Origin of the sequence: Corynebacterium halotolerans (assembly GCF_050107895.1) — a bacterium.
Taxonomy (GTDB): Bacteria; Actinomycetota; Actinomycetes; order Mycobacteriales; family Mycobacteriaceae; genus Corynebacterium; species Corynebacterium halotolerans_B.
Genome location: NZ_JBNILW010000006.1, coordinates 86469 through 101546 on the forward strand (window position 1 = coordinate 86469; position 15078 = coordinate 101546).

13 protein-coding genes are annotated in these 15078 nt (G+C 67.3%); 6 read left to right on the top strand and 7 right to left on the bottom strand.

Going from position 1 to position 15078, the window contains the following annotated elements; all coding sequences use genetic code 11:
• Positions 1 to 647: 647 nt before the first annotated feature.
• From ACQCVD_RS07695 to rho, 6 genes are all read right to left on the bottom strand, one after another.
• Positions 648 to 1022 (bottom strand): hypothetical protein, encoded by a 375-nt coding sequence (locus tag ACQCVD_RS07695; protein ID WP_426823239.1) that lies wholly within the window; start codon positions 1020 to 1022, stop codon positions 648 to 650.
• A gap of 267 nt (positions 1023 to 1289) precedes the next feature.
• Positions 1290 to 2447, bottom strand: a complete 1158-nt coding sequence (locus ACQCVD_RS07700; protein ID WP_426823149.1) for a glycosyltransferase family 4 protein — start codon at positions 2445 to 2447, stop codon at positions 1290 to 1292.
• A complete protein-coding gene (locus tag ACQCVD_RS07705; protein ID WP_426823150.1) occupies positions 2448 to 3107 on the bottom strand; it encodes an L-threonylcarbamoyladenylate synthase in 660 nt (219 codons plus the stop codon).
• Between the two features lie 37 nt (positions 3108 to 3144).
• On the bottom strand, positions 3145 to 3972 hold the full coding sequence (prmC, locus tag ACQCVD_RS07710; RefSeq protein ID WP_426823151.1) for a peptide chain release factor N(5)-glutamine methyltransferase: 828 nt from the start codon (positions 3970 to 3972) through the stop codon (positions 3145 to 3147).
• Between the two features lie 7 nt (positions 3973 to 3979).
• Complete coding sequence (gene prfA / locus ACQCVD_RS07715; RefSeq protein WP_426823152.1) at positions 3980 to 5053, bottom strand: peptide chain release factor 1; 1074 nt, start codon at positions 5051 to 5053, stop codon at positions 3980 to 3982.
• Between the two features lie 2 nt (positions 5054 to 5055).
• Entirely contained in the window at positions 5056 to 7068 is a 2013-nt protein-coding gene (gene rho / locus ACQCVD_RS07720) for a transcription termination factor Rho (RefSeq protein WP_426823153.1), read from the bottom strand.
• A 529-nt stretch (positions 7069 to 7597) separates the two neighbouring features.
• Between rho and ACQCVD_RS07725 the strand changes: the two genes are divergently transcribed.
• From ACQCVD_RS07725 to mobA, 5 genes are all read left to right on the top strand, one after another.
• Positions 7598 to 9310 (top strand): long-chain fatty-acid--CoA ligase, encoded by a 1713-nt coding sequence (locus tag ACQCVD_RS07725; RefSeq protein WP_426823154.1) that lies wholly within the window; start codon positions 7598 to 7600, stop codon positions 9308 to 9310.
• 88 nt (positions 9311 to 9398) lie between these two features.
• Entirely contained in the window at positions 9399 to 10499 is a 1101-nt protein-coding gene (gene moaA / locus ACQCVD_RS07730) for a GTP 3',8-cyclase MoaA (RefSeq protein WP_426823155.1), read from the top strand.
• Position 10500: 1 nt separating this feature from the next.
• Positions 10501 to 11748 carry a gephyrin-like molybdotransferase Glp gene (glp, locus tag ACQCVD_RS07735; RefSeq protein WP_426823156.1) on the top strand — a complete coding sequence of 416 codons (1248 nt, stop codon included), beginning with the start codon at positions 10501 to 10503 and terminating at the stop codon, positions 11746 to 11748.
• An 11-nt stretch (positions 11749 to 11759) separates the two neighbouring features.
• Positions 11760 to 12248, top strand: a complete 489-nt coding sequence (gene moaC / locus ACQCVD_RS07740) for a cyclic pyranopterin monophosphate synthase MoaC (RefSeq protein WP_426823157.1) — start codon at positions 11760 to 11762, stop codon at positions 12246 to 12248.
• A 14-nt stretch (positions 12249 to 12262) separates the two neighbouring features.
• Complete coding sequence (mobA, locus tag ACQCVD_RS07745) at positions 12263 to 12850, top strand: molybdenum cofactor guanylyltransferase (RefSeq protein ID WP_426823240.1); 588 nt, start codon at positions 12263 to 12265, stop codon at positions 12848 to 12850.
• 71 nt (positions 12851 to 12921) lie between these two features.
• Here the strand turns inward: mobA and ACQCVD_RS07750 are convergent, their stop codons facing one another.
• Complete coding sequence (locus ACQCVD_RS07750) at positions 12922 to 13422, bottom strand: molybdopterin-binding protein (protein WP_426823158.1); 501 nt, start codon at positions 13420 to 13422, stop codon at positions 12922 to 12924.
• A 314-nt stretch (positions 13423 to 13736) separates the two neighbouring features.
• Between ACQCVD_RS07750 and ACQCVD_RS07755 the strand changes: the two genes are divergently transcribed.
• Positions 13737 to 15071 carry a nitrate/nitrite transporter gene (locus tag ACQCVD_RS07755; protein WP_426823159.1) on the top strand — a complete coding sequence of 445 codons (1335 nt, stop codon included), beginning with the start codon at positions 13737 to 13739 and terminating at the stop codon, positions 15069 to 15071.
• The last annotated feature ends 7 nt before the right edge of the window (positions 15072 to 15078 follow it).

Genomic DNA, 15078 nt, shown 5'->3' on the forward strand with positions numbered 1-15078 from the left:
AGTGTTGTAACGCTCAGCGTTCTCTCCCGTGTTCGGGCCGTAAGGAAGCGAGCTGCTCCGTACGGTGCGATGGACGTCTGTCGAACTTTCTGTGCCCGTCACCAATTCCGTCGCACATCAGCCCGACGGACACAGGGGATTGCTCCCGGTGTCCGCTCCGCGCGTGTGAACCCGCAGAGAGTTGCCGAGGTAACCCGCGCTAAACCCTATCAGCACACTTCAGGTATTTCCCATGCGGGTCTGTCGTCGTCGTCAGTTAACTGCCCCCGAATTCGGCGAAACCGCCGTTAGTCGGTCACATTTGCGTTGCTGTAAGTTCAGTCACACCGCAAGTTACCCGCCCCAGTCGGGGGTGTTTGACCCCGGTTGACCTACGTAAACGTCGCCCCCTCCCCGAGCGTTCCACCCCCGTGCTGTGCCCGTTGGACCGCTGCCATCGTCGCCCGGCTGCAGGGAAAACGGGTGACCATGACGGGCTGGCGCCATGCACCTGCCCACCGCCCCGCCGAGATCCGTTCGAACGGCCCGGAAAGCCCGTCACGACCCGCCCCGGACGTTCCTGAGCGGCTCCCCACCCCGGCGCATGGGAAAGGGCGGGGACAACGGCTCTGGGCCGTTGCCCCCGCCCCTCCGGCGGAGCTCCCGGGTCAGCTCACGTAGGTGACGCGACTGGTGACCACGCCCCAGGTCTCGGTGACCAGGACAATGACCAGTGAGACGATGATCGTGACCGCCAGTGCCCAGGTGTCGTAGAAGGTCATGCCCGACAGCACCCACAGCACCAGCAGCATGATCACGATCTTGATGAGCCAGCCGGCCATGACCACCACCGCAGTGGTGATCGGGTCCGTGCGTGAGGTGGCCAGCACGCTGACCACGGTCAGGAGCACGAAGCCCCCGCCGATTGCGGCACCGATGACCACGCCCCAGATCCCCGCCAGGTCCGCCGCGGCACCCCAGCCGATCAGTGAGATGACGGTGACGATCAGCAGGGCGACCGACCCGAATTTCAGGGCCCGCAGGAGGGGGCGGCGGGGGTCGTCGAACTCGGACTCCGCGGTTTCCCCGTCGCTCGGGGCAGGGGTGACCGTGGTGGGTTCGGGCCGGGCGACGGGCCTGGTCCTGTCGGTGGCCCTGTCAGCGGCCGTGTCCGGAACCGGCGTCTGGGCAGGCGGCTGCGACCCGGCGGGCGGAATCACGAAGCCATCGGAGTCGAACTCGGACGGGTTGCTGTCTCGGGGGGTGCTCACGCGTCGAAATCCTACCCCCTGGGACACCCAGCCAACCAATTAGCCGCGGGGGGCGGTTTCTCCCCCGATTCGCCGGCGCAGCCAGGGCACGAAGGTGACGAGCAACGCAATGGCCAGCGTCACCAGGCAGCCGGTCACGGCCCACCGGGCCGGGACGATGGAGAAGCTGACCGCTCCGAAGGCGGCCACCGACACCCACAGATAGAGCACCAGGACAACCCGGCGGTGGCTGTGCCCCATCGCCAGCAGCCGGTGGTGCAGGTGCATCCGGTCCGCCGCGAACGGGGACTGGCCCCGCGACAGCCGGCGGACCACCGCCATGACGAGGTCCAGCATCGGCACCGCCACCGCCGCCAGCACCACGATCACCGGTGAGATCAGCGCGATGAGGTCGCCGGCGCCGTAGAGGCTCATCGTGATCTTTCCGGAGGCGGAGGTGGACGCCGCGGCCAGCAACAGGCCGATCAGCATGGCCCCGGAATCACCCATGAAGATCCGGGAGGGCTCGAAATTATGGGGCAGGAATCCCAGACAGATGCCCACCAGGCCGGCCGAGATGATCGCGGGCGGATACGCGGACACCGCCCCACCCTGGTCGTGCAGCACCGTGAGTGAGAAGACCAGGATCGCCAGACCGGCGATCATGCCCAGGCCCGCAGCCAGACCATCGAGGCCGTCCACGAAATTGATGGCGTTGACCAGGGTGACCGTCACCAGCACAGTCAAGATTGTGGCCTGGACCTGGTCCAGAACCACGGTCGTTCCGTCCCCCACCGGCAGGTAGAGCAGGTTCCAGGACAACCCCAGCAGGCTCATCACCAGCGCCCCGAGGACCTGTCCGATCAACTTCGTGATGGCGTCCAGTTCATAGATGTCGTCGATGACCCCGACCACGACAATGACCAGCCCCGACCAGAGGACGGCGTTCATCTCCGGGGTCACCGGCATGAACCCCCTGGTCAGGGCGGGCAGCTGACTCGCCAGGAACACCGCGACGGCGAAGCCGGAATACATCGCCAGACCGCCGGCGCTCGGGGTGGGCTGGGTGTGTACATCGCGCTGCCGGATCTCCGCCACCCGGCCGGTGCGCACCATGACGGAGCGCACCACCCCGGTCAACAGGAACGTGACCGCTGCGGCAACCAGCAGGACAAGCCCCAGTTCGCGCAGCGGTACCCCGGAAACGCCGATGCCCATCTACCGGGCGCCCCGCAGTGTCTCCACATCCATGTCGAGCACACCGGCGATCCGCTCACCACTGATGGCGCCTTCACGCAACAGGCGGGGCACCGGTCCAGCCAGGTCGACGATGCTGGAGGGTTCCCCGACGGGAGCCGTGCCCCCGTCGAGGTAGACCGAGACCGCGGAACCGAGCTGCTGCTTGGCGTTGACCGCAGTCGTCGGCGGCTGCTGCCCTGAGATGTTGGCGCTGGAGACGGCCATGGGGCCCGTCTCCCGCAGCAGTTCGATGGCCACCGGGTGCAACGGCATCCGGAGCATCACGGTGCCCCGGGTATCGCCCAGGTTCCACGGCAGGCTGGGGGCCTCGGGGACCACGATGGACAGCCCACCCGGCCAGAACGCCTCCACGAGCGACTTCGCCCTCGGGCTGTACTCGCGGACCAGGCCCTGAATGGTGTCCCAGCTGCCGACCAGCACCGGGACGGGCATGTCGGGGCCGCGGTGCTTGGTGGCCAGCAGACTGGCCACGGCGTCATTGTTGAAGGCGTCGCAGCCGAGTCCGTAAACGGTGTCGGTGGGCAGCACCACCAGGCGACCGCCACGCACGGCCTCCGCGGCCGCGGCGATTCCCGTCGCGCGAGACTCCCCCTCATCGCACTGGTAGATCTTGCTCACTAGCCCACTCCCATCGATTTTCCTCAAACAGTCAGTCTCACAGCTTACTCCCCGTGACGAAGCGGGCCCGACCAGTCAGGTCATGAAGGACCGCTATGTCACCGAAGGCGCCGTGGTCTGCGAAAACCTCCTGAACCTCGGCGGAGGTGGCGTCATCGTGCTCCACCCCGAACCGCCCGCCCGCGGCCAACAGCCGCGAGATGGTCTCGGTCATGGCGACGATGACGTCCATGCCGCTGGCCCCGGCAAACACGGCCTCCGGCGGATCCTGGTAGACCTCCGGATCCAGCTCCGGGGTTTCCGGCACATACGGGGGGTTGCTCACCACCAGGTCGCACTTCCCCTGCCACTGCGGCAGGATCGCCGGATCCGTGACGTCCCCCGCCACCAGCTCCACCCACTGCGGTAGATTGCGGCGGGCGTAGTCGAGGGCCGACGGCTGCTTCTCCACCGCCGCGACCCGGGCGTCGGGGCGCTCCGTGGCCACGTAGGCGGCCAGGGCACCGGAACCGGTGCACAGGTCCACCACCTGCGGCCGCGCGATGTCGGCGAGCCCGTGCACCGCCCAGTCCGCGAGCACCTCGGTCTCCGGGCGGGGAATGAAGACGCCCGGCCCGACGACGAGGTCCAGCGGGCCGAAGGGTGCTACCCCGAGGATGTGCTGGAGGGGTTCGCGACGGACGCGGCGGGCCACCATCTCCGCGAATCCCCCGGGTACCGGATCGCCACCCCGCAGGAAGAGCTGCATAGTGTCCACGCCCAGCAGGTGTGCGGCGATCAACCGGGCGTCATTGGCCGGCGAGGCCACCGCGGCGTCGGAAAGCGCTGCGGTGGCCTCGGCCAGGGCCTGCGAGAGAGTTCGCACGTCCGGGTTACTCCGCTTCGAGCCGCTCAGCGCGCTCGGCGGCCTGGAGGGCGGTGAACAACTCGTCGAGCTCGCCGTTGAGGACGTGGTCGAGGTTGTTCGCCTTGTAGCCGATGCGGTGGTCGGTGATGCGGTTCTCCGGCCAGTTGTAGGTCCGGATGCGCTCGGAACGGTCCATGGTGCGGACCTGGGAGGCCCGGCCCTCGGCAGCCTCGTCCTCCGCCTTCTCACGCTCGATCTGGTCCAGCCGGGCCTGGAGCACCTGCATGGCGCGGGCCCGGTTCTGGATCTGGGAGCGCTCATTCTGACAGGTGACCACGATGCCGGTGGGCAGGTGGGTGATGCGCACCGCGGAGTCCGTGGTGTTCACGCCCTGGCCGCCCTTACCGGAGGAACGGTAGACGTCGACGCGCAGATCCTTCTCGTCGATCTCCACGGCCTCGACCTCGTCCGGTTCCGGGTAGACGAGCACGCCGGCGGCGGAGGTCTGGATGCGACCCTGGGACTCGGTGACGGGCACGCGCTGCACGCGGTGGACCCCGCCCTCGAACTTGAACACGGACCACGCGCCATCGCGGGAGGGCTTCTTCAGGCGAATGGACAAGGTGGCGTCCTTGACCCCGCCGAGATCGGAGTCCGCGAGATCCAGGATCTCGGTGGCGAAGCCGTGCTTCTCGGCGTAGCGCTGGTACATGCGCAGCAGCTCACCCGCGAATAGCGCGGCCTCCTCACCCCCGGCACCGGCCTTGACCTCCATGATGATGTCCTCGCCGTCCTGCGGATCGCGCGGAGCGAGCAGGTCGGCGAGCTTCTCCTCGAGTTCGACCTCCAGGGCGGCCAGCCGTTCAACCTCGCCCTGGAACTCGTGGTCCTCGTGCGCCATCTCCCGGGCATCCGAGAGGTCCTCGCTGACCTGGGTCAGTTCGGTGTGGACGTTGATGACCGGCTGCAGCTCCGAGTAGCGCTTGGCCACTTTCCGGGCCGCGGCGGGGTCATCGTGCAGCGCCGGATCCGCGAGCTGGGCCTCCAGACCCTGGTACTCGGAGAGGATGTCGTCAACCGCTGAAACCTGATTGCTCATGTTTAGGAATAGTCCTCCTCGTCCTTGTCCGCGGCCATCGGCGCGCTGGAGGCGACCTGCATGAGGAATTCACCGTTGGAACGGGTCTTCTTCAGCTGCTTGATGAGCAGATCGATCGCCTGCTGGTTGTCCAGGGCGGAGAGGATCCGGCGCAGCTTGTGCATGATGCGGGCCTCGTCCGGATTGAGCAGCAGCTCATCCTTGCGGGTTCCGGAGGGGTTGACGTCCACGGCCGGGAAGACCCGGCGCTCGGAGATCTTGCGGTCCAGCTTCAGCTCGGCGTTGCCGGTGCCCTTGAATTCCTCGAAGATCACGGTGTCGCCGGCGGAACCCGTCTCCACCATCGCCGTGGCGATGATCGTCAGGGAACCACCGTCTTCGATGTTTCGGGCGGCACCCAGGAAACGCTTCGGCGGGTACAGGGCGTTGGAGTCGACGCCACCGGACAGGATGCGGCCCGAGGCCGGCGAAGAGTTGTTGTAGGCCCGGCCCAGGCGGGTGATGGAGTCCAGCAGGACCACCACGTCCTTGCCCTGTTCGACCAGGCGCTTGGCGCGCTCGATGGCCAGTTCCGCCACAGCGGTGTGCTCTCCCGGCGGGCGGTCGAAGGTGGAGGAGATGACCTCGCCCTTGACGCTGCGCTGCATGTCAGTGACTTCCTCGGGACGCTCGTCCACGAGGACGACCATGAGGTAGCACTCCGGGTTGTTGGTGGCGATCGCGTTGGCGATGTTCTGGAGGATGGTGGTCTTACCGGCCTTCGGCGGGGACACGATCAGCGCGCGTTGTCCCTTGCCGATGGGCATGATGAGGTCGATCACGCGCGTGGTCAGGACTTTCTGCTCGGTCTCCAGGCGCAGTCGCTGGTTCGGGTACAGCGGGGTCAGCTTGCCGAAGTCATCGCGGCCCCGGGCCTCCTCGACCGTCATGCCGTTGACGGTCTCCACGCGGACCAGGTTGTTGTACTTCTGCCGGTTGCGGCCACCTCCGTGATGGCCGCCCTGGTTGCCCGACATCTTGACCTGTCCGGTCACGGCGTCACCACGGCGCAGTCCGAACTTGCGGATCAGCTGGTTGGGGACGAAGACATCGGCCGGCGACGCGTGGTAGCCGGTGGTCCGGACGAACGCGGTGTTGTTGTCCAGGATGTCCAGGATGCCGGCGACGTCCTGCAGGTTGTCCTGCTGGTTGTCGTCCTGCTGGTTCTGGTCGCGGTGGTCGCGGTCATTCCGGTTCCGACGGCCGCGGCGGTTGCGCCGGCCCCGACGATCACCGTCGTTGCGGTCATTCCGGTCGTTGCGGCCGCCCTGGTTGTCCCGGGAGTTGCGGTCACCGCGGTCATTGCGGTTATCGCGGTCATCCTGGTTGTCCCGGGAGTTGCGGTCACCGCGGTCATTGCGGTTATCGCGGTCATCCTGCTTATCACGTGAGTGCTCCGGCTTGTCCTCACGCTCCCCGTCCTTGTGGGAGTCCCCGCCGGAATCCTTCTTGGTGTCACGGGACTGCTGCCTGGGCTGGGGATCGGATGAGGAGTCATCCGCGGACTTGTGATCCTGCGGCTCCCCGTCATCCTGATGATCACGGTCCCGCTGATTCTGACGGGCGCGATTGCGGCGGGCGCGGCGGGCCGCGGAACGGGACTCGTAGCGGTGGTCATCACCGGAATCGCCGTCCTGGGACTGGTCGTTGTCCCCCGGCCTGTCGTCGGCGTCGTTGTCCGCCTGCTGCTCCGCCTTCGGAGCCTGCGGGGCATCGGTCTTCGGAGCCTGCTTCTCCGCCGTGTTCTCCTGCTGCGGGGCCGCCTCGGACTGCGCCGGGTCACCCTTCTTGGGAGCTCGGACGCCAGCGGGCGCTCGGCCGGTCTGGATCGCGGTGATGAGGTCCCCCTTACGCAGCCCAGACACCCCCTTCAGTCCCTTCTCCGCAGCGATCTTCCGTAGTTCGGGAATCCGCAGGGAGGCCAGGTTCTGCTGTTCGCCGCCTGCCGTGGCAGCGGCGCTATCCGTTTGGGTCACAGATTTCCTTTCATGGGCTTCAGCAGTTCAGATACACGTGTGACGGAAAATCGGTCACCGAGTGACTGCGAGCGCTACTTCTGTGGAATTGCCGGGGCAACGACGTCATGGGGAGCGCGGGAGTCAATCATCCGCACGGATGATTCCAACCCCGACGCCACCGGACGTGGAGCCCCAAGAGAAAAATTGTCTCCGGAATGAGAGACTTCCGGTTTCAGCAGACCGAGGAATTGACGGCACCCGGGTTTCAGCCCGGACCTGTGCGGTGGGCCGGCCACTCGGGCAAGCGATCGCTCAGGGCGAATACAGGTGCCTTATCGATCTGCCCGACATTCTAGCGCATCTGCATTCCAGCCGCGGAATACGGGTCTTGGCAGGCGCGGTGCCGCGGTCACCGCCCCTCCCCTGCTGGAACAACTTCCCCGGTGCATTCTTCCCGCCAACCTGATTCTCAGGGGGCCGGGCGCCACCCTCGGACCGGGCCAAACCCCGCCTTCCGTCTGTCCGGTGCACGGCTAGAGTGGATCCCATGCGCTCCACGATGCAGAACCTCCCCCTGTCGATCTCCCGGATCCTCGACTACGGGGCGTCGGTCCACGGCACCACCCAGGTCACCACCTACGTTGACGGGGAGCCCCAGGTCACGGATTTCGCCGCCATCGGGGCACGGGCCGCAGCCCTCGCCCACGCACTGCATGACGATCTGGCCATCACCGGTGACCAGCGGGTGGGTTCCATGCTCTACAACTGCGCCGAGCATCTGGAGACGATGTTCGCGGTCACCGCGATGGGGGCTGTGTTCAACCCGCTGAACAAGCAGTTGATGAACGATCAGATCCGGCACATCATCAATCACGCCGAAGATGAGGTGATCATCGTCGATCCCCGGCTCGTGGAGCAGCTGGGCAAGGTCCTGACCAACTGCCCCTCAGTCCGGGCGGTGGTGGTCACCGGATACGGTGACCTCACGCGGCCCCGGGACCTGCTCCCGGAGCGGGTCTCGGTGTACTCCTACGAGGCTCTGCTGGACGGCCGCTCCACCCATTACCACTGGCCGGTGCTCGACGAGGACACCGCGGCGGCCATCTGCTACTCCACCGGCACCACCGGGGCGCCCAAGGGCGTTGCCTACTCCCACCGCTCAATCTACCTGCAGTCCATGTCGCTGCGTTCCAATGATTCCCTGGCCATCACCCACGGAACCTCCTTCCTGTGCGGGGTCCCGATCTACCACGTCCTCAGCTGGGGCGTGCCCTTCGCCGCCTTCATGGCCGGCACTCCACTGGTCTTTCCGGGCTCCGACCTGTCCGCCCCCACCCTGGCGAAGATCATCGCCACCACACATCCGCGCGTGGCCCACGGAGTACCCACGCTGTGGACGCAGCTGATGGTCCATTACCTGACCAGCCCCCCGGAGCGGATGTCGCTGACGGAGATCTTCGTGGGCGGTTCCCCGGCGCCGCCCATGCTGATCCGGCTGTGGGAGGAACGCTACGGAGTGGACATCGTGCACGTCTGGGGCATGACGGAGACCTCCACGGTGGGCACCGTTTCCCGACCCCCCACCGGGGTCTCCGGCGAGGACCGCTGGGCCTACCGCATCAGTCAGGGCAGGTTCCCCGCTTCCCTGGAGTTCCGGGTGGTCAATGACGGCCAGGTTGTCGCCCGGACGGACCGCAATCAGGGTGAGGTGCAGGTCCGCGGCAACTGGGTCACCGGTTCCTACTATCACTCGCCCGCCGAGGACAACGGACCCGCCAGCACGTTCCGCGGCCAGCCCGTCGACACCGCGGACGCCCAGTTCACCGCCGACGGCTGGCTGCGCACCGGCGACGTCGGCTCGGTGACCTCGGACGGCTATCTCACGGTCCAGGACCGGGCGCGCGACGTGATCCGCTCCGGCGGGGAGTGGATCTACTCGGTGATGCTGGAGAACCTGATCGTGGACGCTCCCCAGGTGGTCGAGTGCGCGGTCATCGGCTACCCGGACGAGAAGTGGGGGGAGCGCCCCCTGGCGGTGGTGGTCCTGCACAACGAGATCGACCCCGGCTCCCACACCGCGGAGCGGTTACGGAACGGCCTGCGCAGCGAACTGCCCAGTTGGATGCTGCCGGAGTACTGGTCTTTCGTGGACCGCATCGACAAGACTTCAGTGGATAAATACGACAAGAAGGATCTCCGCAAACACCTGGCCGCGGGAGATCTCCACGTCATCAAACTCAAAGGACCGGGCGATGACTAATGGCCGTGCCCCTGAACGGGAGTTGGGCCCCGCTATTTTCCCGGGAAAACCTTGAAATAAGCCCGCCGCTCCGTAGGATTGGAGGAACATGACCACGCACCTGACGCTGCTGACCACGCCGCCTGGGGCACCTTCCGCCCCCACGGCTCCCGCTGACCTGCCGCCGGCGGCAGCCGACGGCACCCGCCGTCTGGCCGACCGCTACGGCCGCGTCGCCCGTGATCTCCGGGTGAGCCTGACGGACCGCTGCAACCTGCGCTGCACCTACTGCATGCCCGCTGAGGGACTGGAGTGGCTGCCCACCGAGCAGACCCTGAACTTCGCCGAGGTCACCCGATTGATCCGCATCGCCGTGGAGCTGCTCGGGATCCGGCAGATCCGGTTCACCGGCGGTGAGCCGCTGCTGCGCCGCGAACTCGCCGAGATCATCGCCTTCACCTCGGCGCTGCGCACCGACGAAGGCCGTGCCGTGCAGACGGCGTTGACCACGAACGGCCTGGGGCTGGACAAAAAGGTGGCCAGTCTCAGGGAGGCGGGACTGAACCGGGTGAACATCTCCCTCGACACGATCGACGCCGAACGCTACAAGTCCCTGACCCGGCGCGACCGGCTGCACCACGTGCTCCGCAGCATCGACGCCGCCGTCGACGCCGGACTGTCCCCGGTGAAGATCAACGCGGTCGTGATGCCCGGGGTCAACGAGGACGACATCGTCCCGCTGGCCCGGTACTGCCTGGCCAAGGGAGCCCAGCTCCGGTTCATCGAGCAGATGCCGCTGGGTCCGCGCGAGCAGTGGAAACGCAGCGAGATGGTCACCGCCGCAGACATCCTGGCACGTCTGCAGGGCGAGTTCACCCTGACCCCGGCCAGTGAGCCCCGGGGCTCCGCCCCGGCCGCGAAATGGGACGTCGCCGAGTACCCGGGTGGCCAGCTCGGCGTCATTGCCTCGGTCACCGAATCCTTCTGCGGCGATTGCGACCGCTCCCGTCTGACCACGGACGGGGCGATCCGCAACTGCCTGTTCGCCAACTCGGAGACCCCGCTGCGGGACCTGATGCGCAGTGGAGCATCCGACGCCGAGCTCGCCACCGCGTGGGCCACCGCCATGTGGGGCAAGCTCCCGGGGCACGGGATCGATGATCCCGGCTTCCTGCAGCCGGACCGGCCCATGTCCGCGATCGGCGGCTGAGGTGGCGGACCACCCCCGCAGCATCACCGACCACCTCTCCCGGGTGCTCGCCCTGGCCCCCACCCCACTCACCCGGACCGTCCCCGTGACCACGGCCGGGGGGCAGGTGCTGGCCGCGGATGCCGTGGCGGCCCTCGCGGTGCCGCCCTTCAGCAATTCCGCCATGGACGGCTACCTGGTGCACAGCGGTGATCTATCCCCCGATCACGCCGTAACCTTGCCGGTGGCCGGGGACGTCCCCGCCGGCGGTGTCGCCCGTCCGCCCCGCAGCGGAGAGGCGGTGCGCATCATGACGGGCGCCCCCGTCGGGGATCCGGTACCGCCCGGACTGCAGGTTATCCCGGTGGAGCTCACCGACGTCCCCGCCGGCCCCGAGGAGCTGCCCACCACGGTCACCGTGCCCGCCGAAGTCCCGGACCGCGCCCACATCCGGTGCCGGGGAGAGAACATCGCCCCCGGTGAGGTCGCGGTCCCGTCCGGCACCCGGATCGACCCGGGCACCCTGGCCGCCCTGGTCTCCGTGGGAATCACCGAGGTGCCGGTCCATCCGGCGCCGAGGGTGGCGGTACTCAGCAGCGGGGATGAACTGGTGCCCGCGGGCCAGCTCCCCGGACCGGGCCAGCTCCCCGACTCCAACCAGCCGTTGCTGACCGGACTCCTGTCCCGGGCCGGCGTCACCGGCATCACCTGCTTCCACACCGGTGACTCCCCCAGGCAGTTCCGCGCCGGCCTGCACGCCGCGGCGGAACAGGCGGATCTGGTCATCACCACCGGCGGGGTGTCGGCCGGGGCCTTCGACGTGGTGCGCGAGGTCGCCGGTGCCGAAGGCGTGTGGTTCGGCCCGGTGGCGATGCAGCCCGGCAAGCCGCAGGGCCTGGGCACCTGGGAGGGCACTCCCCTGGTGTGCCTGCCGGGTAATCCTGTGGCGGTGTTCGTGTCCTTCCACCTCTTCGTCGCCCCGCTGCTGCAGGCCCTGGGTGGGGGGCGTCCCGGCACCGGGCTCCTGGACCGCCCGCACGTGTGGGCCCGGCCCGCAGCTGCGTTCCCCACCCCGAAGAAGCGTCCCCTGCTGGTGCCGGTCCGGCTGGACTGGAGCGGTGGGGCACCCACCGCCACCCCCTTCACCCCGTCCGGGGTCGGGAGCCATCTGGTGGTCTCCCTGTCCGGCGTGGACGGGCTGGCGGTGTTGGACCCGGCGGACCCCGAATCCTCGGGTGGACCTCCCCTGCCGGTGCTGCTGATCCGGTAACTTGGGAAAGTATGACCGCACCGAAATTCACCCACCTTTCCGCGGATGGCACGGCCTACATGGTCGACGTCACCGAGAAGACCCCGACGGTCCGCACCGCCACTGCCCGTGGTGAGGTCGCGTGCTCCGCGGAGATTCTCACTGCCCTGCGTGACGGCACCGTGCCGAAGGGGGATGTGCTGGCAGTGGCCCGCATCGCCGGGATCTCGGCGGCGAAGAAGGTCCCGGATCTGCTGCCGCTGGCCCACACCATCGGGGTGCACGGCTGTGCGGTCGAGCTGACCATCCATGACGATCACGTGGCCGTTGAGGCGACCGTGCGCACGGCCGACCGCACCGGCGTGGAGATGGAGGCGTTGACCGCGGTCTCCGTCGCCGCGCTGGCCGTGATCGACATGGTCAAGGGAGTGGATCGTTCCGCCTATATCCGGACCTGCGGCATCACCGCGAAGTCCGGCGGACGGTCCGGCGACTGGAACCGGGAGCTGCCCGCATCATGAACACCGTACCTGGAATGGACGTCATCATCGTGGCCGGTGGCCGCGGCAAACGCATGGGTGGTGTCGACAAGGCCGCCGTCACCGTCAACGGGGAACGGCTGATCGACCATCTGCTGGACGAGGTCTCCGTGTTGGACGCCCTGCAGCAGGTTGTCGTGGTCTCCGGCCGCAACCTCGAGGTGCGTCCCGGTGTGAAGGTCACCGCCGAGGACCCGCCGTTCTCCGGGCCGGTGGCCGGCATCCTGGCGGGAATGGAGGAGCTGCGGGAGGCCGCGGCCGAACGTACCGCCGTACTCGCTGTCGACGCCCCGGAATCCGCCACCCTGATCCCCGAGCTCAACGAGGCCCTCGATGAGTCCGGCGCCGACGTCGCCGTGATCCGGGAGGAAGGCGGGCACCTGCAGCCGCTCTGCGCGGTCTGGCACACCGAGTCCCTGTGGCTGGCGCTCAATGAACTGGGGGATGCCGCCAACAAACCGGCCAAGGCGCTGGTGGGTGCCGCGGGCTCCGTCACCGAGCTGGCCGGCACCGGAGAAGAGCGCGACTATGACACGCTCGAGGAACTGGCGGCGCTCGGCGAGTACGAACTCCCCGAGCAGTAGCCTGGTGTCCAACCGGAATACGTCACCGGAACCGCGACCTCCGCGGTTGGACCTCCTCCCCGCACTTCCCCTCACCCACTGACCGTGTCCCGCCGTTCCAACAGGTGCGGCAGGAGCGGTCCGATCACCCCCACCACGTCCGCCACTCCACCGCGGGAGTGTGGGGCGTTGACGATCAACGCCGCGTCCGGGTTCCGGCTGGTCAACCCCACCAGGCCGCGGGAGAGACCCGCCTGCGGGGTGGTGGCCAGGCCGGCCAGCAGAATCTGGGTGGCCACCCCGGGCAGCTGGACGGCCAGAAAACCCGCAGTGGCCTCGGGGGTGAAGTTTCTCGGCCCGACCCCGGTGCCCCCGGCGGTCAGCACCACGCGGGCACCATCCTCCAGGGCGGCGCGTATCGCCTGCCCGACGGCCCCTCGCCCCTCTGGGACGACCCGGACATCGGGCACCCTCACGCCGTACTCGGCCAGGGCGGCCACCGCGAAGGGGCCGGCCCCGTCCTCCCGTTCCCCGCTGACACAGCGGTCCGAGACGACGATGACCGCTCCCCGTAGCGTGGCGTGCCGCAACATTCTACCTCTTTTCCACTTCGCGGAAGTCCCTTTCAGAATGTGAATACCCTCCTATTCAACCATATTTCTAAAGGATAAAAACCCGCACTACTGATGACCTGCAGTAACCTATTTCCGCAACAATAGTGTTCGCTAATTACCTTTACCCACGGCTGTTATACCGATCGACAGTGCAGGTCAGACGCGATACACTGAAAAAGGATCGTAATTTAACCGGCGGTTCAACGACTGAAGACAACCCCCGGATAAAAAAAGATCATTCCGAAACTCTTTCAGTTTTCGTTGCGATATTTTCGCGGTGAGGTGCATGTGCAATGACAGCGCTCAATACTGATGGCCGGGTGCTTCACGGGTGGGACCCCGAGGACGAGGAAACCTGGGACTCCACCATCGCCTGGCGGACGCTGTGGATTTCGACCATCACGTTGTTCATCGGTTTCGCCACCTGGTACCTGGTCTCGGCCATTGCCCCGCTGCTCAATCAGATCGGGTTTGATCTCTCGGCCGCCCAGCTGTACTGGCTCACCGCAATCCCGGGGCTGGCCTGCGGTATCTTCCGCCTGCTGTTCATGTTCCTACCGCCGGTGCTGGGCACCCGCAAGCTGGTGAGCCTCTCGGCCCTGCTGTTCGTCCTGCCGATGCTGGGCTGGTTCTTTGCCGTCCAGTCCACCGACACCCCGTACTGGTGGTTGCTGGCGTTGTCCTTCCTCTCCGGCATCGGTGGCGGCGTGTTCTCCGGCTTCATGCCCTCGACCGGCTACTTCTTCCCGAAACGCAAATCCGGCACCGCCCTGGGGCTGCAGGCGGGCCTGAGCAACCTCGGAATGTCCTTCATCCAGCTGGTCGCCCCCTGGTTGATGGGTTTCACCCTGTTGGGCATCGGTTTCGTCGCCCCACAGCGCACGGACATCGGCGAGCACATCTTCGTCCACAACCCGGCCATCTTTCTCGCCCCCTGGTCGGTGCTGATGGCGGTCATCGCCTGGCTCTACCTGAAGGACGTGCCGGTCAAGGCCAACTTCCGGCAGCAGATCGACATCTTCGGCAACATCAACACCTGGATCCTGACGATCGTCTACCTCGCCTCCTTCGGTGCCTTCGCGGGATTCTCCGCCCAGCTCGCCCTGCTCATCAACAACACCTTCGGCATCAGCTCCGGGTTCGTGGGCACCGTACCCGAGGCGGACCTCCCGCGCGGTGCCGCGTGGGCCTTCCTCTTCCCCTTCATCGGCGCGGCCGTCCGGGCACTGTGGGGACCATTGTGCGACCGCTTCGGCGGCGCGATCTGGACCTTCCTCGGACTGCTGGGCATGACCGTCTTCACCGGTGTGGCCGCCCTCTTCCTCACCCCCGACAGCCACCGCCAGTTCTGGTGGTTCCTGGCCGCCATGCTGGTCATGGCCTTCTTCTCCGGCCTGGCCAACGCCGGCACCTTCAAACAGATGCCGATGATCCTGCCGAAGCGGCAGTCGGGCGGGGTGATCGGCTGGACCGGGGCCATCGGCGCCTTCGGCCCCTTCCTCGTCGGCGTGCTGCTGTCCATGCTGGCCCCCGCCACCTTCTTCTGGGGTTGTGTCGTCTTCTTCGGTCTCGCCACCGTACTGACCTGGGTCTTCTACGCACGGCCCAGGGCGCCCTACCCGGGATAGTCAACCG

What these genes read in the sequence shown, in the direction of transcription:
- ACQCVD_RS07700 (WP_426823149.1), bottom strand. Translation starts at nt 2,447, where the DNA reads ATGGGCATCGGCGTTTCCGGGGTACCGCTGCGCGAACTGGGGCTTGTC.
- prfA (WP_426823152.1), bottom strand. Translation starts at nt 5,053, where the DNA reads ATGAGCAATCAGGTTTCAGCGGTTGACGACATCCTCTCCGAGTACCAG.
- ACQCVD_RS07725 (WP_426823154.1), top strand. Translation starts at nt 7,598, where the DNA reads ATGCGCTCCACGATGCAGAACCTCCCCCTGTCGATCTCCCGGATCCTC.
- moaA (WP_426823155.1), top strand. Translation starts at nt 9,399, where the DNA reads ATGACCACGCACCTGACGCTGCTGACCACGCCGCCTGGGGCACCTTCC.
- moaC (WP_426823157.1), top strand. Translation starts at nt 11,760, where the DNA reads ATGACCGCACCGAAATTCACCCACCTTTCCGCGGATGGCACGGCCTAC.
- mobA (WP_426823240.1), top strand. Translation starts at nt 12,263, where the DNA reads ATGGACGTCATCATCGTGGCCGGTGGCCGCGGCAAACGCATGGGTGGT.
- ACQCVD_RS07750 (WP_426823158.1), bottom strand. Translation starts at nt 13,422, where the DNA reads ATGTTGCGGCACGCCACGCTACGGGGAGCGGTCATCGTCGTCTCGGAC.
- ACQCVD_RS07755 (WP_426823159.1), top strand. Translation starts at nt 13,737, where the DNA reads ATGACAGCGCTCAATACTGATGGCCGGGTGCTTCACGGGTGGGACCCC.